We start from the raw sequence: 20,849 nt of genomic DNA on the forward strand, positions 1-20,849 counted from the left end.
GCGACATAACCCGACTGCTAAATCCAAACGACAGGGTCGACAAACAAAATCCGGAATATCAATTCCAATTCAATTTTCCCGGACAGTAGTGCAATCGGGTATCGCTTGAATTTCTTCTTTGAAGGTTTGTCACCATCCACGTCCGGCAGCCTGGAGATGCCATGGCGCTGCAGGCACCGATGTAACGACGAGCGCGTCAGATTTGGAATGGTCGGTTGCAGCGCATAGAGGCAATCATCGAGCGGCAGCAGTGTGTGCTTACGAAAAGCGACAATGATTGCCTCTTCTTGCGGTGACATCACCGTTGAATGCGGCTCTTTAGGCCCAGTCGGACGATCGGTCACCGAGGTCCGCTTCTTCCATTTGGCAACCGTCTTCGGATTGATGCCGTAACGCTTCGAGAGCGTCCTCAGGCTCTCTTGACTATTTTGTATTGCTCGACGGACCGCCTCCGTCGTTTTGGCGCTCCCGTGAAGAACCTGCCCCATAGTGCTTCCTTCCATTCTGTCGAAAAGATTGCACCATCAAAACCCGGGATCAAACAACCTAGGGTCTGTTGACGTTCACTTGAGCCACAGGATCGTTGCTGCGAGGGATATGAATGCTGCAAAGCTGGACGCCCGCAAAAACCTCGCCTTGGAGCGTAATCTCTGATTCACTGGATGGACGGAGGTGTGGTTATGGATCCAAGGAGTCTTTTCAGTTTGTCAGAGCCCGATTTAAGACTACTTGAGTGATATTCAAGAGTTGTGATGCAACACTTCTGACAAGAATGTGGAGGATCGGATGCCCTGGGATGATGTCACTCAACTACTTTCAAATCCGGCTCTAAGACGCGTCTTCGCGAAGTTTCTTCAGCACGAGGCCAGTCTTGGAATGTTTGGCGGCAATCTTCAGTTCGGCGATTTCTTCGCTCAGCTCGTTCGGGCGCAGCGTTAGCCCCTGGGGCAGGCTGAGGATGGAAACCGAACATTCCAGCAAGGGGAATTGCCGGGTGGTGCCGAACCGGTCCTGAGCTTCGATATAGCCGAGTTCCCTGTGCTCGGCTTCATAAAAACTCTCCACGTCCAGGCGGAACGCCTGTTTGAGCTTCAGCATGCGATCGGCCACATCCTCCTGGTCGGTGTTCTGGATCCCGGTGAAGAAATCATCGCCGCCGATATGGCCGTGGAAGATATCGGAGCCGGACAGGTGGCGTTGCAGCAGCTCTCCGAACAGGATGATCGCGCGGTCGCCCTGCTTGTAGCCATAAGTGTCGTTGAACGGCTTGAAATTGTCGAAATCCAGGTAACACAGATGCCGGTCCAGCTGGCTCTTGCGCGCGACATCGGAAATATAGCGCGACACCGCGCTGTTGCCGGGCAGCCGGGTCAGCGGGTTCTGGTCCTGGGCCTCCTGAAGGCGTTTCTCGTGAATGATCTTCAGGAGAGATGTGGCTGACAGGAACCCGGCATAGCGGAAATTCTCCGTCATGATGATGCCATCGGAATTGATCGACGAGGCGAAGGTGACCAGCAGCATATCGGCGTTGGAATCGATATCGGCAATCGGGCATGGGCGCACGAAAGACTGTAGAGGAATGTCGAGAGACGGTCTTTCGCCCGTCTCTTCCTGGCTGCCCGCATAAAGATAGGCTTTGAGGTCCCGTTCGTGGATCAGCCCGCGCGGTTCCATGTTTGAATCCAGAACCGGAATGACGGTGCCGTCGAGATTGTGAACCACCATTTCCAGCAGTTCGGCCAGCGTGGCATCGAACTGGATCGCCGGGAAGGGCAGCAATTCGCTGCGAATGCGGTTCTGCTCTTCCCGATGCAGTTGCCCCTTGCTGGGGGCCCGGACGTGATCGTAGAAGAGCTTGGCCGAGGCGCTCCCCTCAAAGGGCGGGGCCACATAAGCCCCCTGGATCATGTCACAGCCCACATCCCGGCAGGCCTTGAATTCCCGTTCGGTCTCAATTCCGACCGCAATCACCCGGGCGCCCAGCACATGGGCCAGATTGACGACGGTGGTCACGAAGAGCTTGCGACGCGGGTCGCTGTCGATCCCCTCCAGCGACAACCGGTCGATCTTCAGATAGTCGGGGGAAAGCTCGTAGATGAGGCGCAATTCCGAAGAGCCCCGGCCAACATCATCCAGCGCAATCAGGCAACCAAGCTGGCGCAAGGTGCCGATCGCCTCCTGCATCAGGTCTGTGAAGCCGTGCTGGTCCCGTTCGCAGAATTCGATACAGACCTGGTTGGCCTGCACGCCCGACCGGGCAGCAATGGAGGGTAGCTGCAAGCGGGGGTCTTGAGAGTCGATGCCGAGCCCCCGCCCATCCAGCCGGAAATACAATTTGGTGCCCTGTGCAATCCGCAACGCCTTGAAGGTCAGAAGGGCGCGTTCGAACAAGGATGTTTCCAATTCGGGCAGGAAGCCCCGTGCAAAAGCCAGGTCATAGAGGGTATCCGCATGATGCGGCTCGTCCTGGCCATCCACGCGGATCAAGGTCTCATAACCGTAGACAACTCCGGTGCCAGCGTCGACGATGGGCTGCAGCCGGTAGTCCAGGATCGCAATCATGTCCTCAACGGAACGCAAATGTGTGCGGCTTGAATCCGGTCCTGTTGCTTGAGTTGTCTTCAGTTCCGTTGTCATTCTCACTCTTCCCACCAAGTCGGGCATTTCTGTCCGGAGGCGTTAGGATAATGCGCTGTTTATGAAGCGTCTGCAAATATTAGCCTTGGCCGCGGTTTAATTGTCATTGTCAAAAATCGCGATTAATATTTCCTGAATGTATGCATTAAATTTGAGTATATATAAATGGTTGCAGTCGAGGTAAATTCAAATGTCTGAATTTTCAGATTGTTAATCAAATTCCGGTGGTTGCCGTTGTGTTGCACTTGCAATTTCACCCGGCACGCAGGTTTGTATTTCTACGACTGGCAGAAATTGCGCATTTCACAGCTGCCGCTACGTGCACCGAATCGGGGCAGGAATCAAGCCTGGGGTGGCGAGGGGGCTGGCTGGCCGTTGACTTTTTTTAAGGAGCACTGTAAGAGCGCGCAGTCCGGAAGGCGATTGTCTCCCGGCACTACGCACCCGTGGGCATCCGGCCGGCGCCGTCTAGCTGGGTCCCTGTCGATCCGAACAGCCTCTTTTTCGAGAGCTGCGCAGGATAAAGGAGGGCGCGTTTCCTTTTAGAAAAAACAACGCGAATTCAAAGGAAACCGCGATGTCTAAGCGCCATAGCGTTAAGTACAAAATCGACCGCCGGATGGGTGAAAACATCTGGGGCCGTCCGAAGAGCCCGGCCAATAAGCGTGAATATGGCCCCGGCCAGCACGGTCAGCGCCGAAAGGGCAAACTGTCCGACTTCGGTGTTCAGCTCCGCGCCAAGCAGAAGCTGAAAGGCTACTACGGCAACATTTCCGAAAAGCAGTTCCGCAAGGTCTATGCGGAAGCGTCCCGCCTGAAAGGCGATACGTCGGAAAACCTGATCGGTCTGCTGGAGCGCCGCCTCGACGCGATCATCTACCGTGCCAAGTTCGTTCCGACCGTGTTTGCGGCCCGTCAGTTCATCAACCACGGCCACATCAAGGTCAACGGCAAGCGCGTCAACATCCCGAGCTACCAGCTGCGCCCGGGTGACGTTGTCGAAGTCCGCGAAAAGTCCAAACAGCTTGCTCTGGTTCTGGAAGCTGTCCAGTCCGCAGAACGGGACGTGCCGGATTACGTGGATGTGGATCACGCCAAAATGACCGTGACCTATAGCCGCATTCCGGCGTTTTCTGATGTGCCTTACCCGGTGCAGATGGAACCGAACCTGGTGGTTGAGTTCTATTCGCGCTGATCAGCGCCGAATATGGTTCTTGAAAGGCCCGCCTTCTGGCGGGCCTTTTTCTTGGGCGCAGGTCTCATTGGGCGCGCATTTCTCAAATGTCGCTGCGCGGAATTCTGAGCACCTGTCCTGGAAAAATCGTGTCCGCGTCGGACAGAATATGCTGGTTCGCCTCAAAGAGCGGTTGAAAATCGGGCGTGCCGTATTGTTGCAGGGCGATCTGGGTCAAGGTGTCTCCTGGCTGAACCGTATAGGGCTGCCAGCCCCGGTATCCGGTCAGGATTTTCGGGCCGAACAGTATCGGGATCACCACAGAGGGCCCGTTTTCATTGCCCGTGTCGTCCGCCAGGGTCAGGAACAGCCGGTTGAGCTGAAGGCCGTTCACCCCCGGGATGTCGATAGAGGCCTGGAACTGGCGCAGACCGAGTGCGCCGACAGAGGCAAAGGACGTGAATTCATCATGTCCATCCGACACCCGGATGCTCAAGGTGCCTTCAAACGCGGCCGCGTTGCCTGCAATCAAAATGGTTGCGCCGACCAAATCGAACGGGCTCGGTTGCTGAATGTCGAGTGTTACGGTCATTACACGATCCTCCTCCTGAATGTGCTTTTGCGTATCTTCGTCCCAGCCAGACCCAAGACTACACCCAATCCCGCGCGAGCGGGAGAGTGCACCCCCTGCCGCCAGCTGGCATTGAGGCGGCCGGGGGCTTGGCCTTGGCTGCGCAATCGGATACATCAACGCATCGCGTTCTAATGAAACGTCAAGGCCTGCCGTATGAATGACATTGCCGCCAGCACGGACTCGGATGTTCCGGCCCTCCTGCGTGGGGCGCCGTCCAGTGTTGAATTCAAGAAACTGCGCAAGCGGCTGTTGCGTCAGGCGCGGGAGGCCATCAGCGATTTTGGCATGCTGTCCAGGGATGCGTCCGCCGAGACCCGGCCGAAATGGCTGGTGTGCCTGTCCGGCGGCAAGGACAGCTACACGCTGCTGGCGGTGCTGATCGAGCTGAAATGGCGGGGTCTGCTGCCGGTTGATCTGATCGCCTGCAATTTGGATCAGGCCCAGCCCGGGTTCCCGGCGGATATTCTGCCGAAATTTTTTAAGGACAACGGGATTGAGCACATCATCGTGCGCGAAGACACCTATTCCATTGTTACGGACAAGATCCCGGCGCACCGGACCTATTGTTCCTTATGCTCGCGGTTGCGCCGGGGCATTCTCTATAGGGTCGCCCGCGAGCAGGGCTGCGAGGCGATTGTCCTGGGTCATCACCGGGATGATATCCTGGAAACTTTCTTTATGAACCTTTTCCATGGCGGCCGCCTGGCCTCCATGCCGCCGAAGCTGGTCAATGACGAAGGTGATCTTCTGGTTCTGCGTCCGCTGGCCTATGCGTCTGAAAGCGATATTGCCCGCTTTTCCAACGGGATGGGCTTTCCGATCATTCCCTGCAACCTGTGCGGCTCCCAGGATGGCCTGCAGCGTGAAGAGGTCAAACGCATGCTTCAGGGCTGGGAAAAGGACAATCCGGGCCGGCTTGGTGTCATGGCCCGGGCGCTTGGCCACACCCGCCCGTCGCATCTTCTGGACCGCCAGCTCTATGATTTCGCCGCTCTGCGCCCGGCCGGGGGGCAGGTGCTGGACGGGGGCGGAGAAGCGGAAGATCCCTGCGGCGCCAGCCTTGCCATGACCGCAAAGCTGTTTGCGGCGGAGTGAACGGAACGGGCGTTTAACGCCTGACCGCCGCTACATTATCTTTGCCGGCACCCGTCGCAGGTCTGGGGACGGTGAGGGCCTGTTTTAAGAAATACGGTGCCATGTCGCCGAGTGCAGTGGTGTTTTTTGAACTGCCGGGATCGATACCTGTAAAAAATACACAAAATCAACAAATGTAAAAATTTGAAATTTATATCAAGAGTTGTATTTCTGGTTGCTTTTCAAGATGAAACTTGCGGCATCTTAAGTAAGAAGTCACTAAGTTCCAATGTCTCGTTTTGAAATTAATTCAATATATTCAGTTTGTGCGATAGTGTTAGATTCGTGCAATTGGGTGAGGCTGTTTTGTCAGGTTTGCTCAACTCGGTTTCAAAGAAGTATACGTAAAAATATCAATGAGACCTTCATGAGCGTAAGCGCTGCGATACATGGCAGAAACAGGTATTGGGGACTGTCGGCCTTGCTCGGTGTGGGCGTGGCGGCTCTGGCCGTGTTCTTGTCGCTCAAGAGCCTCATCTATCTGGAAACCCTGCAACTTGAACGGATCGGGGCCCGGTTCAAGACCAATGTTCTTGAGGCAATGACGACTGCCGATGAGGTGCATGGTCTGCTCAAGGGTCACCACAGCACCCCGTGTTCTGCGCGCACGCTGATGCTGCTGCGGGCTCAAGTCTATCGCCACTATATGCTGCGTGATATTGCGGTTTTCAAAGAAGATGGCCGGACCATCGAATGCACAGCGCAAATCGGCAGATTGCCTGATGTTTACAAGATCTCCGAGAAACCTCTCGTCAATCCAAGATACCCCGACCGGATGTTATGGAACGAGCCGAAGCTTTCGTTCCTGCCCGACGGAAATCAGCATCATGTGAGCCGGGAAGGCCGGTTTGGCCTGATCATGGATACCGACATTATGAGGGCAACCTTCGCGGATCAGGACTGGCATATGTTCGTCCAGAACCTTGACGGCAGTTTCCGGCATCATGGCTTCGGCAACCGGGGCCTTTATCAAGACTATTTGGAAAACCAAGGCGTTTTCGTATTGCCGGAGAAAATTGTCACGAAAGTCTGTGTTCCCGGTACGCTCATGTGCATGCTCATTGGCCTGCCTTTTCAGCAACTTCTGTTGCAGGACGCCGTATTTCTGACGCCCAGCCTGCTGTTGTCCCTGCTGCTCGGCTGGATTGTGTTTCGAAAGTCTGTGCGACAGGCTGAAATCCGCCTCAGCCCGCAGGGCCGTGTCAGACGGGCTTTGACGGCAAAGGGTGGGTGGGGCTTCCATTGCCACTATCAGCCGGTTGTTGATTTGCAGAGTGAAAAGATCATCGGCTGCGAAGTTCTGGCGCGGTTTACCGATTCGCGGGGCCCGGTTTCGCAGGCCGTGTTCATTCCGGTCGTGGAGGCGTCAGGACAAACCTGGTCGTTCACCGAACGCATTTTCAACTGTGTTCTGGACGACTTGCGCGGTGTGGAGACGCTGCCCAAGGATTTCCGCGTGGCCATCAACATCTTCCCGACGGATCTGTCGGCCGCCAACTTTGACCGCCTGAAGCACAGCGAAGCCTTGAAAGAGCTGATGCGGCTTGGGGTGCAGGTGATTTTCGAACTTCTGGAAACCAGTGTGACCGACAAGAGTGACAGTGCTGCGTCTCTCCAGTACCTGAAGGCGCTAGGTGTACAGGTCGCAATCGACGATTTCGGCACGGGCTTTTCCAATCTGAATCAGCTCAAGGAGATTGATGCGGATTATTTGAAGATCGACCGTGGCTTTATCGACGAGTTGTCGGTCAACCGTCAGTCGGTGGTGGGGGCTTTTGTCCGGCATATTGTTTCGCTTTGTGGTGAGATGGATGTGACGATCGTCGCCGAAGGCATTGAAAATGCAGGCCAGCTTGCCTTGCTGCGTCATCTGAATGTGCAATTTGGCCAGGGTTTCTTTTTTTCCCGCCCGGTGCCTGTGACCGATTTTCTGACCCTGTTGTGCCGCAAAGAGGACCAGCACGACGGGGACAGACCCAAGGCGGGCAAGGTGGTGTTCGCCGCCCGCTGACCTTAGGTCCCTTATGGACAGCAGCGGCTCTCACGCCTATCTGAGACACCATGCCCTTATCTGTGCAACAAACCTCGAATGACTATGGCATTTTGGTGGAGCCGCTGTCCGGCGAGGTGACCGCCTGGCGGGGAGAGCATGTGCTGGCGCGCTCAACACGTGCCCGGGTCATGTATGAGACCCGTCTGGCACCGGTGGTCTATTTTCCTAGGGAAGACATTCTGGCCAGCCTGTCGCCGGAGGACGCGCACAGGACGTTTTGCCCCTTCAAGGGCACGGCATCCTACTTTCGGGTCCGGTGTGCAGGCGAAGACCTTCGACAGGGGGCCTGGTGCTATCGGAACGCCTTGCCGGAAGGCCGGGCGGTGGATGGATATGTGGCGTTCATGCCCGGGGTGGCCAGCCGGATTGACCATGGCGGGGCGGCTCTCGGAAAAGGGCTGGCCGGCAACATATCCGGCCCTGTGGTGGACTGGCTGTTGCGGGAGGCTTGCCTGATCAAGTCTCCGGAGGCGCTGATTGCCGGTCTTGGCAACAAGCTGGTGGAAGATGGCGTTGCCGTCCGCCGCATGAGCATTCTCATCTGGTCCTTGCATCCCATGATCGCTGGGCAGAATTGCATCTGGGAGCGGGACGGGAACGAGGTGACCATCCGCTATCCCTCCTATGAGCTTCTGGAGAGCCCGATCTTCCAGGACAGCCCGTTCCGCCATGTGGCGGATGGTCTGGGCGGCGTGCGCCAGAAACTGGACACCAATCCGGATGAGTTCAATTTCCCGATCATGGAGGAGCTGAAGGCGCAGGGGGTGACCGACTATGTCGCGATGCCGCTGCCCTTTTCCGACGGCAGAATCAACGTCCTGACCTTGGCCTGTGATGACCCGGACGGGTTCACCACGGCCAATCTGGGGCTGATCTTTGAATGTTCTGCTCTGATCAGCCGCTTGTTTGAAGTCTTTGCCCTGACCTCAAATGCAACGACGCTTCTGGAGACCTATCTGGGCAAACGCACGGGGGCCCGGGTGCTGGGTGGAAAGATCCGGCGGGGCGACGGAGACGTGATCGATGCGGCGATCCTGTTCTGCGACCTGCGTCATTCCACACGGCTGGAAAGGGACCTGGGCCGGGAGGAGTATGTGGCGGTGCTGAACCGGTTTTTCGAAACAGCCACCGGGATTGTCAATGCGCATGACGGCGAAGTGCTGAAATTCATCGGCGACGCGGTTCTGGCCATTTTTCCTGCTGGGGCCGGGCAGGCACAAGCGTGCCGGCAGGCCGCGGACAGCGCGCAGAAAATCGTGCGGGCGCTGGCCGAACCGGAGGGAGGCGGCAAGGGAGAGGAGGTGCGCCCGCTCTCCTGTGCTATTGGCATTGCCTATGGGGACGTGACCTATGGCAACGTGGGCTCGAAAGAACGGCTGGACTTCACGGTTATCGGCAGCGCCGCCAATATCGCCGCACGGCTTGCCGACCACGGCAAGATGTGTGGGGCAGCAGTGGTCCTCTCGAGGGAGGTGAAGCAGGAAGCGGGCTGCCCGGCGCATCGTCTGGGAGCTCTGGACCTGCACAATGTGGCCGATCCGCTGGAGGCCTTTTCACTGGAGGCGTCTCCGCCGGAGGAAGGGCGCTGATATCTTAGCGCAGGATGCTCTAAAGCCAGTTGAACGCGATACGCTCTCAATCCTTGGGGGGCGGTCTTGTGGTACCAATCTCAACTTATGATCGGATCAGCGGACCGTCTTGTCCCCATCAAAGCCGCCCACCGGCTGATTGCGTACGAGAATGACAAGCCCGGCCTTGCTGGGCTCAGCGCCGCGGTCAGCGACACCGCCATAATTGGCGCACAGTTCTTCGGCGCTTTTCCGGTGGGCTGGTGTGAACATCGTGATCGCCTGGCACTCAACCCGGCGCAGCTCCCGGTCTGTGGTCGGACTTGCCGTCATGGCGTAGCTGAACCCTGCCAGAGCAAAGGCGAGTGTTGAGGTGGTTGCAACAGCAAACTTGTTCATCGTCCCCGGTCCCATGTCCCGGCCTGCCGGTGTGACAGGCCTTGCGGTATGGTCGGAGAATGGCGGAACGCACCTGTACTGACTCTGAAATCCGCATTCACCTTCAGTTCAGTTTAGGTGATTCGGCAAATTTTGCCGAGCTGTTGCCATATTTCGGCCCGTTTTGAGGCGATTTAGCTTTGGATAAATTGACGTAAGGGAATTTTGCGGGTGGGCCGGGGTGATTCGGATTTGCCGTTCGCTGCCTGAAATCAGCGCGTTCAGCGCAAAGGACAAAACGGTTTGAATTCAGACAATTGCGACAGGCAAAAGGGCGGGAAAGCACGGGTGCGGGCTGGAAACGCAAAAAGGGGCGGAATTCCCGCCCCTTGAAGCCATGCGCCAAATCGTGCCTTGAAGAAAAGCGGCGCGTCAGGCGCTTTGCTGTGCGGTTTCGATGCCCTTTTCGGACAGAAGCCCCTGCAATTCCTGATTTTGAAACATTTCGCGGATAATGTCGCAACCGCCGACAAACTCTCCCTTCACGTAGAGCTGGGGGATTGTCGGCCAATTCGTGAATTCCTTGATGCCGTTGCGCAACTCGTCATCTTCCAGAACATTGATACCTTTATAAGGGGCGCCGACATAGTCGAGAATTTGCACGACCTGCCCGGAAAAGCCGCATTGCGGAAAATTCGGTGTGCCCTTCATGAACAGCACCACGTCGTTGCTGTCGACTTCGTTCTTGATCCAGTCCTGGATGCTCATGAGTGTCCGTCCTTTTGGTTCGCGGGCACGGGAAATATCCCGCGGCCGGTGCGATAAAGCAGTCTGGCGGCCGCTCTCCACACGCGGAGCTCCATAACCAGCAGGAGGAGCAGAACAGGGAGAAGAAGCCAAACCATCTGATGTCCTTTTAACTGACCTGTTATGTGTTTCAAACCGGCGCAACATCAAGAGGCCGTCTGGCAAGCGGCGCTGCACGCCGTGTCTCAGGCCCCTTTCAGTCCGGCGCCTTGGTTTGAAGCGCGAGGGCGTGCAGAGCGCCACCCATATTGCCCTTCAAGGCTTCGTAGACCATCTGATGCTGCTGAACCCGGCTTTTGCCCCGGAAGGACTCAGAGACGACATTGGCCGCATAATGGTCGCCGTCTCCCGCCAGATCCCGGATCTCCACCTGAGCGTCGGGCAATGCGTCCTTGATCAGGGTTTCGATCTCGTTCGCGTTCATCGGCATGTTACGTCAATCCTCGTCTCAAGGTCCGTCAAAAAAGACGATATGGCTCAGGCGTTTGCCATATAGTCCGGGAACCAATTCTCGTGCGCTTCTTTCAAGTTTGCAACGGATATGGTGAGAATACCGTCAACAGTCAAATCCTTGCCGCCGGTTTTGCCGATCTGGCGCACCTCAATGCCGGCATCCAGAATGTCTTCCAGAACCGCATCGGCGTTGCCCGGGGAAACGGTCAGCACATAGCGGCCCTGATCTTCGCCGAACAGGGCGGCATGGGCCGGCCCGTCAATCTCGACCACGGCGCCGATTCCGCTGGCCATGGCCATCTCGGCAAGCGCCACGCCGAGGCCGCCGGAGGAAATGTCGTGAACGCCGGTCAGCCGGGCTGCGCCGATCAACTGGCGCACCAGCGTGCCCCGGCGCTTTTCAGCCGCCAGATCCACCGGGGGCGGGGTGCCGTCTTCCCGTCCAAGAATCTCGGCAAGATACTGCGTGGCGCCAAGATGGGTGCCGAAGCCGCCGACCAGCAGAATAGCGTCGCCTTCAGCGGCAAAGGCCGCCCCGGCACGTACGGTTACATCAGGCAGCAGGCCGACACCGCCAATGGCAGGCGTTGGCAGGATCGCTTCGCCGTGGGTTTCGTTATAAAGCGAAACATTGCCGGAGACGATTGGGAAATCCAGCTCCCTGCACGCTTCGCCAATGCCTTTGATGCAGCCGACAAACTGGCCCATGATCTCCGGCTTTTCCGGATTGCCGAAATTCAGATTATCGGTTGCGGCCAGTGGCTCCGAGCCAACGGCAGTCAGATTGCGCCAGACTTCGGCCACCGCCTGCTTGCCGCCCTCGAACGGGTCGGCCTCGCAATAGCGCGGGGTGACATCGACGGAAAAGGCCAGGCCCTTGCGCGTGCCCTCCACCCGTATCACGCCCGCATCTCCACCGGGTGTTTCCGCTGTGTTGCCCTGGATCAGCGTGTCATATTGCTCATAGACCCAGCGGCGGGAGGCGCCGTTGGCGCTGCCCACCAGCGTTTTCAGGGCCTCGGCATAGTCGGCTGGCTCGGCGACATCGCCAGCCAAAAGCTGCTCCCGCTGGACCGGCGCGGCCCAGGGGCGGTCATATTCAGGCGCTTCGTCCCCCAGGTCCTTGATGGGCAGGTCGGCGACAACATCGCCTTGATGTTTGACGACAAAGCGCAGTGTGTCTGTCGTAACACCGACAATTGCAAAATCGAGGCCCCATTTGCGGAAAATCGCCTCCGCCTGCTGTTCCATAGCCGGGCGCAGCACCATCAGCATGCGCTCCTGGCTTTCCGACAACATCATTTCGTAAGCGCTCATACGCTCTTCGCGCACCGGCACCTTGTCCAGATCCAGTTCAATGCCGAGGTCGCCCTTGGCGCCCATCTCAACGGCCGAACAGGTCAGGCCGGCGGCCCCCATGTCCTGGATCGCGATGACCGCGCCGGTTTCCATCAGCTCCAGGCAGGCTTCCAGCAGGCATTTTTCGGTGAACGGGTCGCCCACCTGCACGGTCGGGCGCTTTTCCTCGATCGTATCGTCAAATTCGGCAGACGCCATGGTGGCGCCGCCCACCCCGTCCCGGCCTGTTTTGGCGCCAAGATAGACGACCGGCAGGCCGACGCCCTCGGCCTTGGACAGGAAGATGGCATCCGTCTTGGCAAGACCGGCGGCAAAGGCGTTGACCAGGCAGTTGCCGTTGTAGCGGGCGTGGAATTCCACTTCGCCGCCCACGGTCGGCACGCCGAAGGAATTGCCGTAGCCGCCGACACCGGAAACAACGCCGGAGACCAGGTGGCGGGTGCGCGGATGATCCGGCTCGCCGAATCGCAGGGCGTTCATGGCCGCAACCGGCCGGGCGCCCATGGTGAAAACATCGCGCAGGATGCCGCCCACTCCAGTCGCCGCGCCCTGATAGGGCTCGATATAGGACGGGTGGTTGTGGCTCTCCATCTTGAAGACAACGGCCTGGCCGTCCCCGATATCAACGACACCGGCATTCTCGCCGGGTCCTTGCAGCACGCGCGGGCCTTCGGTCGGCAAGGTTTTCAGCCACTTTTTGGAGGACTTATAGGAGCAGTGCTCGTTCCACATGGCGGAAAAGATGCCGAGTTCGGTGAAGCTCGGTTCCCGGCCGATGAGCTCCAGGATGCGCTCATATTCATCCGGTTTCAGTCCATGGGACGCAATCAGGTCGGGCGTGATCTTGATGTCGTTCGGGATCATGACGTTCCAGTTCTTTGGCCAGTTCTTTGGCCAGTCGATTGGGCCGCTTTCTGGACCGGCTGTGAAGGGCCGGGCAGCCAAGCGCGGGCAGTGTTGCCGCCATTTAGCAGATTGTGTCCGGAAAAGGGAGGGGAGGGAGGAAAGTTTGTGTCTCCCTGCACAGTCCTGCGCAGATGCCCGGTGGCCTTTGGTGTCAGGGCCGTTTGGAAACGCGCGTTTGCAGCCGCAATGTGATCTGCTGCCATTCACGGATCCGGCTTTCCAGCCGCTTGATTTCCTGATCCTTGAAGATGCTTTGCTGATGGAGTTCCCGGACCCTATGCTCCAGTTTCATGATCCGCATGAGCAAACGTTCCGCGGTCAGGTCCCGGGGCGGAGAAGAGCTGTTTTCTGAGAGCATGGCAACGGCTTCAAAAGGACTTTTTACAAAATGACAAAATCTGGGCAATGCCCCCCCATAACTGGCGGGGCATTGTTTTGAGATGAAAATCTTAAGTATATTATTTGTTTTTTTCGAAGACGTGAGTGTCGATGGGGCTCTAACTCAACGTAAGCTCTTTTCCGGAATTTGTAAAGTCAATCAGTGATAAAAGGACTTATGTTCAGAAAATGTCCCAAGGCTGCAGCAATGGGAGATCAGTCCTGTCTGGGGACTGGCTATGCTGAGAGCGGCCTTGCCTATTCAAACCGGTCGTAGCCTGCGCCGCTGTCTTCCATCAGGCTTTTGAGGGTCTCAAGCCCGCTGATCACTTCTCCGCGGGTGGAGGGGTTGGTGATGCCAATGCGCACGCGGTGGTGAACCTTGCCGGACCGTCCGGATTTGAATTCATCTTCGTCATCGATCAGTGTATTTCCGGCGGCGGCCGCGGCCTTGAAGGTGCCGGAGAGCCAGGGTTCGGACACTTTCAGCCAGACAAAGGGAGCGTCGGGGGCCGCTTCCATTTCAAACGCGCCCAGGAAACGCCGGGCGAGTGCGTGACGGGTGGAAATCTCATCCAGAACCTGTTTCCGGATCGCGTCAGCAGCTCCTGTTAAAACCAGACGGGCGGAGAGTTCGGCAAGGAGAAAGGAAATCCCTCCGGTCAACATCTTGTGGGCGGTGTAAATTCGCTGGGCCTGGGACGCGGGGCTCGACACCCAGCCGCCGCGCACACCGGCTGTAACCGCCTTGGACAGGGAGCCGACATGAAAGGTGCGCTCCGGTGCCAGGCTTGCCAGCGGCGGCAGGCTGGTCGCCCGCAACGTGCCGTAGACCTCGTCCTCGATGATCCACAAATTGTGTTCCTGTGCCACAGCCACAAGATCCTTGCGTCGGTCTGCCCCCATCAGACGGGTGGTGGGATTGTGCATGGTGGGCATGAGAAAAATCATCTTCGGGTGGCGCTGTGCGCAGACCCGGGCCAGATCCTCCGGCAGGGGGCCTTCCGCATCCCGGGCCACCTCGACCGGCCGTCGTCCGGTAAGGGCGGCGCCCCTTGCAATCGAGCTGTAGGTGAGGTCTTCAAAGGCGATCTGATCGCCGGGCGCGGTGGTTGCGGCTATGATGGCCATGATGGCCGCCTGGGCACCGGTCGCCGGTACGATGGAGCCTTCAGGCGGGGTCCAGCCGCCGCGCGTCAGCCATCTTTGTCCGGCAAGGCGCCAGTTCTCAGGCACAGAGCGGGTGTAACTGGCAATCTCGTAAGGCGATTGCCGGGTAATTTCGGCGGTCAGCTCCCGGATCACCTCCGACTGGCCTACCTGAGGCGCTGAGGTGCTGTCAAAGCGGATTGAATTGGGCGCGGGAACAGAGATACGCGTTCCGGCAAACTCTCTGTCGCTTGGCGGTGCCATTGCCCCTTGCACCCAGGAGGCACCACCCGGCGCTGAGTGGCCGGAGCCATTGCCAAAGGAGGATGCTTCGGTAAGGGCCGGCTTGGTCTCTTCCTCCAGATGGCCTGTTGCCTGCGATCCAAGAACATAGGTGCCCCGGCCGACTTCCCCGCTTACAAGCCCGCGCTGACGGATCACCGCATAGGCCCGGCCAATCGTGCCCACGGTCACGCCGAGGTCATAGGCCAGATCTCTCTGCGGCGGCAGTTTGGTCCCGGCCGCAAGCGTTCCGGTGGCTATGTCGTCGCAGATGCGGTCAGCCAGGCGCATATAGAGCGGCCCTGTGCCATCGGGGATTGTTGGAAGCCAATTTGTCATGGTGACAATTTTGTATATTGCCTCTCAAAAAGGGTCAATTCATATGATTGAACCAATACAATGTGTCCAATGTGGATATTGTTACCTAAATTGAGGGGCTGCAATGAGTTCAATAGAGACAATTCAGAGGCCGCTGACCCTGAGAGGCCAGCGCTGGTCGCCCGTGCGCAAGCGTTTCTGGCGGGTCGTGCAGGCCTGGTTTCAACGCTACAGAACCCGCAGGCACTTGCTGGACCTGGATGATGCAGCCCTGAAGGACATCGGGCTTGACCGGGAGACGGCCCTTCGGGAAGCCAAGCGTCCCTTCTGGGCGTCCTCCCTTCGTCTTTGCAAGAGCGGAAGGGTCTGACGGACGGCCATCGTAAGCAGTGCCCGAAAGCAGTTTCCGGTTTTTGGTTTCAAACCAGCCCGGTTACAAACCCCGTGTCCTGTTTTGCTGAATTGTGCTCAAGGGTCCTCTGGCTGCCTCACAGGGCGGGTTAGCCCTGAGAACGTCAGGCAGAGCCTCCAGACCGGAGGTGGGAGCCCGGCCTGGAGGTGCTGCTCAGACCGCGCCGGTAAATTCGCCGCGGGCCGGGTAGTCGTTTTTTTGAACGAAGTCGAGAGCGCCCACCATCTCCTGAAAATGCGGGCGCACAAAGGGCATGGTCTGAACCGAGGCGAAATAGAGGCTGCCATCGGTCCGTACCAGAAAGACACCGGGCTCGGAGAAGAGGTCGGGTTCCTCGATACCGATGGAGGTCTTGCCGCGTCCGGTCGAGATGTAAAGCCCCCAGTCTCTCGCGGCGGTCAGTGGAAGGTCATAGCCGAAACGCAGGCTCTCTTGACCGACCTTTTCCGCCATTTGCAGGGTCCGCTCTTCCCCGTCGGAGGAAAGAGCAATCGTTTTGACACCTTTTTCGGCAAAGGCGGGGGTCTGGCGGCCCAGCTCTTTGAGATAAGTGGCGCAGATCGGGCAATGCAGGCCGCGGTAAAAAACGACCAGCGTTGCAAACGCGGCAGCATCCTGTACAAGATCGAAGGTGCCGCCGCCCAGCAGCGGAACGCTCAGCGGGGGAACCTGTTGGCGTGGAACAAGCATCTTTTCCTCCTGCGGTTCTTAAGTGACATTGAGCCCGGTCAACGGGCGCTTACGTCTTTCTCTGTCAGGCAGCGCTTTTCATTTGCCTCGCAATGCGCTTAATGTAGCGAACGCTTGACGAAGAAACATTCTAAAAAATTGATCTGGAGTACAGAAATGCCGGTTGCCTATCGCATGTCCTTCAATGGGAAGCTGGACCGGCTGTCCTCGCTCATTGACCGGCTGCGGGTGCATGTGAGCAACGCCTTGCATGAAGGCTCCGGCACCGGCCGCGCAAATCTGATGATCTTCCGGGGCGAGGAAGGGGCTCAGCGGCTGGTGTTCTGTCCAGGGTGGGAGCGGGGGGCTGCGGGCTGCCGGGACCCGAAGGCGGGGCCCGGTGAGACGCTGATCGTCGCCGCCCATATCACGGTGTCCGGCCTTGGGCGCCAGTTGATCACGGCACTGCCGGAGCAATTGACGGTGGACCTGTCCAAAGACCCTTTTCTGGCGGCGGTTGCGATCCCGCTGATCGAGGAGGCGACCCAGCCCAGATGCGGCGGTCAGGCGGCCTTTGCGCGCCTGTGCGAGGTGGTGGTGATCCGGCTTTTGCGCCATGCGCTGGAAGAGGGGCGGGTTGAAAGCGGCCTCTTGACCGGGCTGGCTCACCCCAGGCTGGCGGCAGCCCTGGTGGCCATTCATGAAGCGCCCGCAGAGGTCTGGACCCTGGAAAAGCTGGCGGAAACGGCAGGCATGTCCCGGACCCAGTTCGCGGTCACATTCCGGGATCTGGTGGGGGCCACGCCCATGGGATATCTGTCAAACTGGCGGCTGGAGATTGCCCGTTCCGAACTGGAGGCGGGACTTCAGGTCAAGGCCGTCGCCACACTGTGCGGGTTTTCCAGCGCTGCGGCGTTTTCCAGGGCCTTTTCCCGCCGCTTCGGCTATCCGCCCAAACAGAAGCGAAAGCAGGCCGGATAGTCAGCGCTGGTCTTTGACAGGCCGTTCCAGCGCATAGATTTCATCGGCGATGTCATCGGCCTTTCGGGCGAACAGGGCTTGCGCGTCCTTCAGGCCGAGATTGTAGAAATGGGCGCCGAGGGTGGGGCCGAGAAAGTCGATCAGAAGCTGGGCGTCCATATTGCCGATGCCAATATCAAGATCCTCATCCAGATAGCGCCGTATCTGGTCCGCAAGCTGGCTGGCCGTGTCTTTGTCCAGTTTCAGATCGCGCATGGCTCTCTCCCCACTTGGATCTGGCAGCTCAGGCTGCCCGGCTGCTCAGGCTTTCAAACAGCAGGCGTCCGTCCAGACCGCCATGAAGCGGCTCTACCAGGTTTTCCGGATGGGGCATCATGCCCAGGACGTTGCCGGCCGCATTGGTGAGGCCTGCAATGTCATTCAGGGAGCCGTTGGGATTGGTGCCGTCAGCATAACGGAACACCACCTGGCCATTGTCTTCAATCTGTTTCAGCGTGTCGGTGTCAGCGAAATAATTGCCGTCGTGATGGGCAACCGGGCAGCGCCAGACCTGTCCCTTGGTGAATTTGGACGAGAACCGTGTGGCCGTGTTGACCGTTTCCAGCTTCACCTCTTTGCAGACAAAGGTTAGGCCCGCATTGCGCATCAGGGCGCCGGGCAAAAGGCCCGCCTCGGTCAGGATCTGGAAGCCGTTGCACACCCCGAGCACGGCCACACCGCTATTGGCTTTGGCTACAAGGTCTTTCAAGATCGGTGAGCGGGCAGCAATGGCGCCGGAGCGTAGATAATCGCCATAGGAAAATCCGCCGGGCACCACCACAAGGTCCACATCGGGCAGGGTGCTTTGCGTGTGCCAGACGCTCTCGGGCCGGGATCCGGTCATCAGTTCCAGGGCGTGGAACATGTCGCGGTCGCGGTTGGAGCCAGGGAAGACGATGACGGCGGTTTTCATGAGGCTATCCCGAAGTTCTAAAGCAGGACAAGAACGGCTATGACGGCCGCAAGAGCGGGCACGAGGATGAATATGGCCGCCTTGACGGCCATGAAAGTGATGGCCTTGCGGGTGTCGTCATCCATGGCCCGGGTCCGGAAGTCAGGCGATCTCGATCGCGTAGTTTTCAATCACCGTGTTGGCCAGCAGCTTTTCGCACATCTGCTCCAGCTCGGCTTTGGCTGCGTCCTTGTCGGCGCTGGTCAGCTCCACGTCAAACACCTTGCCCTGGCGCACGGAACCGACATCGCCGAAGCCGAGTCCTCCAAGAGCGCCCTCGATGGCTTTGCCCTGGGGGTCCAGAACGCCGTTTTTCAGGGTGACGATAACACGAGCTTTCATGATTGGCTTCCCGGCAACAGTCTGCAGAATCTGCAAGGACAAACAGTTTGGGGCTCCCCATACACGAGGAGCCCCGAAAGCGAAAGTGCCCAGCCCGGATTTGCCGGGATTTATGGCCAGTCCCTTAAGGCAGGCGGCGGATTGTGGTGTTGTTCATGTATCTCTTGAAGTAGCTGTTCGCGATCCCTTGCGACTGGGCGATCGCAAACACCACGGATGCTCGATTGTCTTGAACGATAACCCGGCCCTTAAACCAAACTGTTTCGGTCCGGACTGAAAAGCGTGCACTGACGTCGAAACCCGCGTAGTTCTTCCGGACGATTTTTCGTGTGATCCGAAATTTTTCCCGGCCCTTCGAAGCTACGGTGTAGACATTGGCAACGGCATTGAACAATTCCGTCGAAAATTCACCGCTCTTGATGGCCTGTTCGAAATTGCCGTGAATCCGCAATGGACCGTAGCCAACCGCTCTGGCGGACTTGCATTTTGGGACGTTGCACACGTATCCGGTGATGCCGTTTTTCGTTTTTTGCGTCCAGCCGCTCGGTGCGTAGTTGGCCTGGATGCTGCCGGGCTTCAGACCGGTCGTTTGACAGGCCGCCAGCAGGCCGCAAAGAAGTGCAAACAGTGCGGTTCTGATAAAGATATGCAATTTCATAAAGATAACGCCCCCTTGTTTCCAAGAAGGCGTTATCGAATGTGTCTGAAGCTTGCACAACCTGACTATGGATGTCTGGTGCGCATTGTCTCCGGCCTGTGCCACAATTGCATCACAGAGCCTTGAGACCGTTACGTCACTGAACCAGGGTCGGGCCGGAATTGGCCGGACGTTCGGCCGCAATCATGATGCCAAGCCGTTTGGCGACTTCCTGATAGGCTTCCAGCATGCCGCCGAGATCCCGGCGGAACCGGTCCTTGTCCATCTTGTCGTTGGTTTCAATGTCCCATAGGCGGCAGCTGTCCGGGGAGATTTCGTCGGCCACGACAATGCGCATCATGTCGCCTTCAAACAGGCGGCCGCATTCGATCTTGAAATCCACCAGACGGATGCCGACCCCCAGGAACAGGCCGGACAGGAAGTCGTTGACACGAATGGCCAGGGCCATCATGTCGTCCAGTTCCTGCGGGGTGGCCCAGCCGAAGGCGGTGATATGCTCTTCGGCGACCATCGGGTCGTCCAGCTCGTCGTTCTTGTAATAGAACTCGATGATGGAGCGGGGCAGCTGGGTGCCTTCTTCCAGACCGAGACGCTTGGCGATCGACCCGGCGGCCACATTGCGCACCACCACTTCCAGCGGAATGATCTCCACTTCCCGGATGAGCTGCTCACGCATGTTCATACGGCGGATGAAATGGGTCGGAATGCCGATGGCATTCAGGTGGTTGAAGATAAATTCGGAAATACGGTTGTTGAGCACACCCTTGCCGTCAACAATCTCGTGTTTCTTGTTATTGAAGGCGGTTGCATCATCCTTGAAGTGCTGGACCAGGGTTCCCGGTTCCGGACCTTCGTAGAGAATCTTGCCTTTACCTTCATAAATGCGCCGGCGGCGGTTCATGGGCTTTACCGTGTTTTTCTGAAACCTTTGGGCGGGACTTGCACACCTGCTCAGTTTTGCTGCGGAACGTTGTCCGGTCAATCGGCTGGTGCGATCGAATGGCTGCAATCCCCGTTTTGCGGCGCGGAACTTACCCGAAGCGGGGCAAAAGTACAATCATCTGTTTTTCTGCCGGGGCCTGCTTTCCCGTGCTTTTGACGCATCCGGTTCTGTACTGCGTTGATTTGCTGCCCTTGCGGGGATATGCAAGAGGCCAAAGGCACCCCATATGGGGAGCAGTGCAAGAACGCAGTTCGGGAGACGAGAGTATGAGCACATTCGACAAGCGCGAACAGGGATTTGAAAACAAGTTCGCGCATGACGAGGAGCTGCGGTTCAAGGCGACCGCGCGCCGCAACAAGCTGCTGGGCCTGTGGGCTGCCGGCTTCCTGGGCCATGAAGGCGACAAGGCCGAAGAATATGCCAAGGAAGTGGTCCGTGCCGACTTTGAAGAGCCGGGCGATGAAGATGTGTTCCGCAAGATCCGCGGCGACTTCGACGCGGCCAATGTCGAGCAGTCCGACCACCAGATCCGCCGCACCATGGAAGAGCTGATGGCAACCGCCGTGGAGCAGCTTCAAAGCGAAGGTTGATCCGCTGGAGGGTCCCACGCCTGAACGATTTCA

The 20,849-nt window shown here is 58.2% G+C and carries 22 protein-coding genes and 1 pseudogene; 7 read left to right on the plus strand and 16 right to left on the minus strand.

Translation table 11 applies throughout. From position 1 onward, the window contains the following. Positions 1–92: 92 nt before the first annotated feature. Positions 93–488: pseudogene (locus ACXAIC_RS04875) on the minus strand (transposase family protein); the annotation flags it as partial. Between the two features lie 340 nt (positions 489–828). Then, complete coding sequence (locus ACXAIC_RS04880) at positions 829–2,637, minus strand: EAL domain-containing protein (protein WP_475174236.1); 1,809 nt, start codon at positions 2,635–2,637, stop codon at positions 829–831. A 577-nt stretch (positions 2,638–3,214) separates the two neighbouring features. Between ACXAIC_RS04880 and rpsD the strand changes: the two genes are divergently transcribed. Beyond that, positions 3,215–3,832, plus strand: coding sequence for a 30S ribosomal protein S4 (rpsD, locus tag ACXAIC_RS04885; RefSeq protein WP_475174237.1), 618 nt, complete (start codon positions 3,215–3,217; stop codon positions 3,830–3,832). A gap of 82 nt (positions 3,833–3,914) precedes the next feature. On the opposite strand, the gene ACXAIC_RS04890 is transcribed toward rpsD, so the two are convergent. Then, entirely contained in the window at positions 3,915–4,403 is a 489-nt protein-coding gene (locus ACXAIC_RS04890; protein WP_475174239.1) for a LysM peptidoglycan-binding domain-containing protein, read from the minus strand. A 195-nt stretch (positions 4,404–4,598) separates the two neighbouring features. Between ACXAIC_RS04890 and ttcA the strand changes: the two genes are divergently transcribed. The 3 genes from ttcA to ACXAIC_RS04905 all read left to right on the plus strand — a co-directional run bounded on the left by ttcA (position 4,599) and on the right by ACXAIC_RS04905 (position 9,221). Then, positions 4,599–5,540: a tRNA 2-thiocytidine(32) synthetase TtcA gene (ttcA, locus tag ACXAIC_RS04895; RefSeq protein ID WP_475174242.1), complete on the plus strand. Its 942-nt coding sequence runs from the start codon at positions 4,599–4,601 to the stop codon at positions 5,538–5,540. A 406-nt stretch (positions 5,541–5,946) separates the two neighbouring features. Beyond that, positions 5,947–7,590, plus strand: a complete 1,644-nt coding sequence (locus tag ACXAIC_RS04900) for an EAL domain-containing protein (RefSeq protein ID WP_475174244.1) — start codon at positions 5,947–5,949, stop codon at positions 7,588–7,590. A gap of 50 nt (positions 7,591–7,640) precedes the next feature. After that, complete coding sequence (locus ACXAIC_RS04905; protein ID WP_475174247.1) at positions 7,641–9,221, plus strand: DUF427 domain-containing protein; 1,581 nt, start codon at positions 7,641–7,643, stop codon at positions 9,219–9,221. Positions 9,222–9,317: 96 nt separating this feature from the next. Here ACXAIC_RS04905 and ACXAIC_RS04910 read toward each other — a convergent pair whose 3' ends face one another. The 6 genes from ACXAIC_RS04910 to ACXAIC_RS04935 form a co-directional block, all read right to left on the minus strand. Further along, positions 9,318–9,599 carry an antitermination protein gene (locus ACXAIC_RS04910; RefSeq protein WP_475174250.1) on the minus strand — a complete coding sequence of 94 codons (282 nt, stop codon included), beginning with the start codon at positions 9,597–9,599 and terminating at the stop codon, positions 9,318–9,320. A 411-nt stretch (positions 9,600–10,010) separates the two neighbouring features. Then, positions 10,011–10,346, minus strand: coding sequence for a Grx4 family monothiol glutaredoxin (grxD, locus tag ACXAIC_RS04915; protein ID WP_475174252.1), 336 nt, complete (start codon positions 10,344–10,346; stop codon positions 10,011–10,013). Between the two features lie 235 nt (positions 10,347–10,581). Beyond that, positions 10,582–10,815: a BolA family protein gene (locus ACXAIC_RS04920; RefSeq protein ID WP_475174254.1), complete on the minus strand. Its 234-nt coding sequence runs from the start codon at positions 10,813–10,815 to the stop codon at positions 10,582–10,584. Between the two features lie 47 nt (positions 10,816–10,862). Beyond that, entirely contained in the window at positions 10,863–13,061 is a 2,199-nt protein-coding gene (purL, locus tag ACXAIC_RS04925; RefSeq protein ID WP_475174256.1) for a phosphoribosylformylglycinamidine synthase subunit PurL, read from the minus strand. Positions 13,062–13,254: 193 nt separating this feature from the next. Further along, positions 13,255–13,404, minus strand: a complete 150-nt coding sequence (locus tag ACXAIC_RS04930) for a hypothetical protein (RefSeq protein ID WP_475174257.1) — start codon at positions 13,402–13,404, stop codon at positions 13,255–13,257. 335 nt (positions 13,405–13,739) lie between these two features. Next, positions 13,740–15,251 carry an aminotransferase-like domain-containing protein gene (locus ACXAIC_RS04935; RefSeq protein WP_475174260.1) on the minus strand — a complete coding sequence of 504 codons (1,512 nt, stop codon included), beginning with the start codon at positions 15,249–15,251 and terminating at the stop codon, positions 13,740–13,742. Between the two features lie 103 nt (positions 15,252–15,354). Here ACXAIC_RS04935 and ACXAIC_RS04940 point away from each other — a divergent pair, with 103 nt between their 5' ends. Further along, positions 15,355–15,600 carry a DUF1127 domain-containing protein gene (locus ACXAIC_RS04940; RefSeq protein WP_475174262.1) on the plus strand — a complete coding sequence of 82 codons (246 nt, stop codon included), beginning with the start codon at positions 15,355–15,357 and terminating at the stop codon, positions 15,598–15,600. A gap of 195 nt (positions 15,601–15,795) precedes the next feature. Here the strand turns inward: ACXAIC_RS04940 and ACXAIC_RS04945 are convergent, their stop codons facing one another. Next, complete coding sequence (locus tag ACXAIC_RS04945) at positions 15,796–16,332, minus strand: peroxiredoxin-like family protein (RefSeq protein ID WP_475174264.1); 537 nt, start codon at positions 16,330–16,332, stop codon at positions 15,796–15,798. A gap of 156 nt (positions 16,333–16,488) precedes the next feature. Between ACXAIC_RS04945 and ACXAIC_RS04950 the strand changes: the two genes are divergently transcribed. Then, on the plus strand, positions 16,489–17,292 hold the full coding sequence (locus ACXAIC_RS04950) for a helix-turn-helix transcriptional regulator (protein ID WP_475174266.1): 804 nt from the start codon (positions 16,489–16,491) through the stop codon (positions 17,290–17,292). Here the strand turns inward: ACXAIC_RS04950 and ACXAIC_RS04955 are convergent, their stop codons facing one another. The 6 genes from ACXAIC_RS04955 to purC form a co-directional block, all read right to left on the minus strand. Continuing rightward, positions 17,293–17,547 (minus strand): DUF2164 domain-containing protein, encoded by a 255-nt coding sequence (locus ACXAIC_RS04955; RefSeq protein WP_475174269.1) that lies wholly within the window; start codon positions 17,545–17,547, stop codon positions 17,293–17,295. It abuts the gene before it with no gap. 28 nt (positions 17,548–17,575) lie between these two features. Continuing rightward, entirely contained in the window at positions 17,576–18,244 is a 669-nt protein-coding gene (purQ, locus tag ACXAIC_RS04960; protein WP_475174270.1) for a phosphoribosylformylglycinamidine synthase subunit PurQ, read from the minus strand. 17 nt (positions 18,245–18,261) lie between these two features. Continuing rightward, complete coding sequence (locus ACXAIC_RS04965; RefSeq protein ID WP_475174272.1) at positions 18,262–18,369, minus strand: phosphoribosylformylglycinamidine synthase-associated small membrane protein; 108 nt, start codon at positions 18,367–18,369, stop codon at positions 18,262–18,264. Between the two features lie 16 nt (positions 18,370–18,385). Next, positions 18,386–18,628 carry a phosphoribosylformylglycinamidine synthase subunit PurS gene (gene purS, locus ACXAIC_RS04970; protein WP_475174597.1) on the minus strand — a complete coding sequence of 81 codons (243 nt, stop codon included), beginning with the start codon at positions 18,626–18,628 and terminating at the stop codon, positions 18,386–18,388. A gap of 121 nt (positions 18,629–18,749) precedes the next feature. Next, positions 18,750–19,283 carry a hypothetical protein gene (locus tag ACXAIC_RS04975; RefSeq protein ID WP_475174274.1) on the minus strand — a complete coding sequence of 178 codons (534 nt, stop codon included), beginning with the start codon at positions 19,281–19,283 and terminating at the stop codon, positions 18,750–18,752. A 136-nt stretch (positions 19,284–19,419) separates the two neighbouring features. After that, positions 19,420–20,184: a phosphoribosylaminoimidazolesuccinocarboxamide synthase gene (purC, locus tag ACXAIC_RS04980; protein WP_475174277.1), complete on the minus strand. Its 765-nt coding sequence runs from the start codon at positions 20,182–20,184 to the stop codon at positions 19,420–19,422. 308 nt (positions 20,185–20,492) lie between these two features. Between purC and ACXAIC_RS04985 the strand changes: the two genes are divergently transcribed. Beyond that, positions 20,493–20,816 (plus strand): DUF1476 domain-containing protein, encoded by a 324-nt coding sequence (locus ACXAIC_RS04985; protein WP_475174278.1) that lies wholly within the window; start codon positions 20,493–20,495, stop codon positions 20,814–20,816. Positions 20,817–20,849 lie beyond the last annotated feature (33 nt).

Source organism: Roseibium sp. AWQ4_254 (assembly GCF_056161025.1).

Coding starts and splice junctions, on each gene's coding strand:
- ACXAIC_RS04880 (WP_475174236.1), bottom strand. CDS start 2,637: ATGACAACGGAACTGAAGACAACTCAAGCAACAGGACCGGATTCAAGC.
- rpsD (WP_475174237.1), top strand. CDS start 3,215: ATGTCTAAGCGCCATAGCGTTAAGTACAAAATCGACCGCCGGATGGGT.
- ACXAIC_RS04890 (WP_475174239.1), bottom strand. CDS start 4,403: ATGACCGTAACACTCGACATTCAGCAACCGAGCCCGTTCGATTTGGTC.
- ttcA (WP_475174242.1), top strand. CDS start 4,599: ATGAATGACATTGCCGCCAGCACGGACTCGGATGTTCCGGCCCTCCTG.
- ACXAIC_RS04900 (WP_475174244.1), top strand. CDS start 5,947: ATGAGCGTAAGCGCTGCGATACATGGCAGAAACAGGTATTGGGGACTG.
- ACXAIC_RS04905 (WP_475174247.1), top strand. CDS start 7,641: ATGCCCTTATCTGTGCAACAAACCTCGAATGACTATGGCATTTTGGTG.
- ACXAIC_RS04910 (WP_475174250.1), bottom strand. CDS start 9,599: ATGAACAAGTTTGCTGTTGCAACCACCTCAACACTCGCCTTTGCTCTG.
- grxD (WP_475174252.1), bottom strand. CDS start 10,346: ATGAGCATCCAGGACTGGATCAAGAACGAAGTCGACAGCAACGACGTG.
- ACXAIC_RS04920 (WP_475174254.1), bottom strand. CDS start 10,815: ATGCCGATGAACGCGAACGAGATCGAAACCCTGATCAAGGACGCATTG.
- purL (WP_475174256.1), bottom strand. CDS start 13,061: ATGATCCCGAACGACATCAAGATCACGCCCGACCTGATTGCGTCCCAT.
- ACXAIC_RS04930 (WP_475174257.1), bottom strand. CDS start 13,404: ATGCGGATCATGAAACTGGAGCATAGGGTCCGGGAACTCCATCAGCAA.
- ACXAIC_RS04935 (WP_475174260.1), bottom strand. CDS start 15,251: ATGACAAATTGGCTTCCAACAATCCCCGATGGCACAGGGCCGCTCTAT.
- ACXAIC_RS04940 (WP_475174262.1), top strand. CDS start 15,355: ATGAGTTCAATAGAGACAATTCAGAGGCCGCTGACCCTGAGAGGCCAG.
- ACXAIC_RS04945 (WP_475174264.1), bottom strand. CDS start 16,332: ATGCTTGTTCCACGCCAACAGGTTCCCCCGCTGAGCGTTCCGCTGCTG.
- ACXAIC_RS04950 (WP_475174266.1), top strand. CDS start 16,489: ATGCCGGTTGCCTATCGCATGTCCTTCAATGGGAAGCTGGACCGGCTG.
- ACXAIC_RS04955 (WP_475174269.1), bottom strand. CDS start 17,547: ATGCGCGATCTGAAACTGGACAAAGACACGGCCAGCCAGCTTGCGGAC.
- purQ (WP_475174270.1), bottom strand. CDS start 18,244: ATGAAAACCGCCGTCATCGTCTTCCCTGGCTCCAACCGCGACCGCGAC.
- ACXAIC_RS04965 (WP_475174272.1), bottom strand. CDS start 18,369: ATGGATGACGACACCCGCAAGGCCATCACTTTCATGGCCGTCAAGGCG.
- ACXAIC_RS04975 (WP_475174274.1), bottom strand. CDS start 19,283: ATGAAATTGCATATCTTTATCAGAACCGCACTGTTTGCACTTCTTTGC.
- purC (WP_475174277.1), bottom strand. CDS start 20,184: ATGAACCGCCGCCGGCGCATTTATGAAGGTAAAGGCAAGATTCTCTAC.
- ACXAIC_RS04985 (WP_475174278.1), top strand. CDS start 20,493: ATGAGCACATTCGACAAGCGCGAACAGGGATTTGAAAACAAGTTCGCG.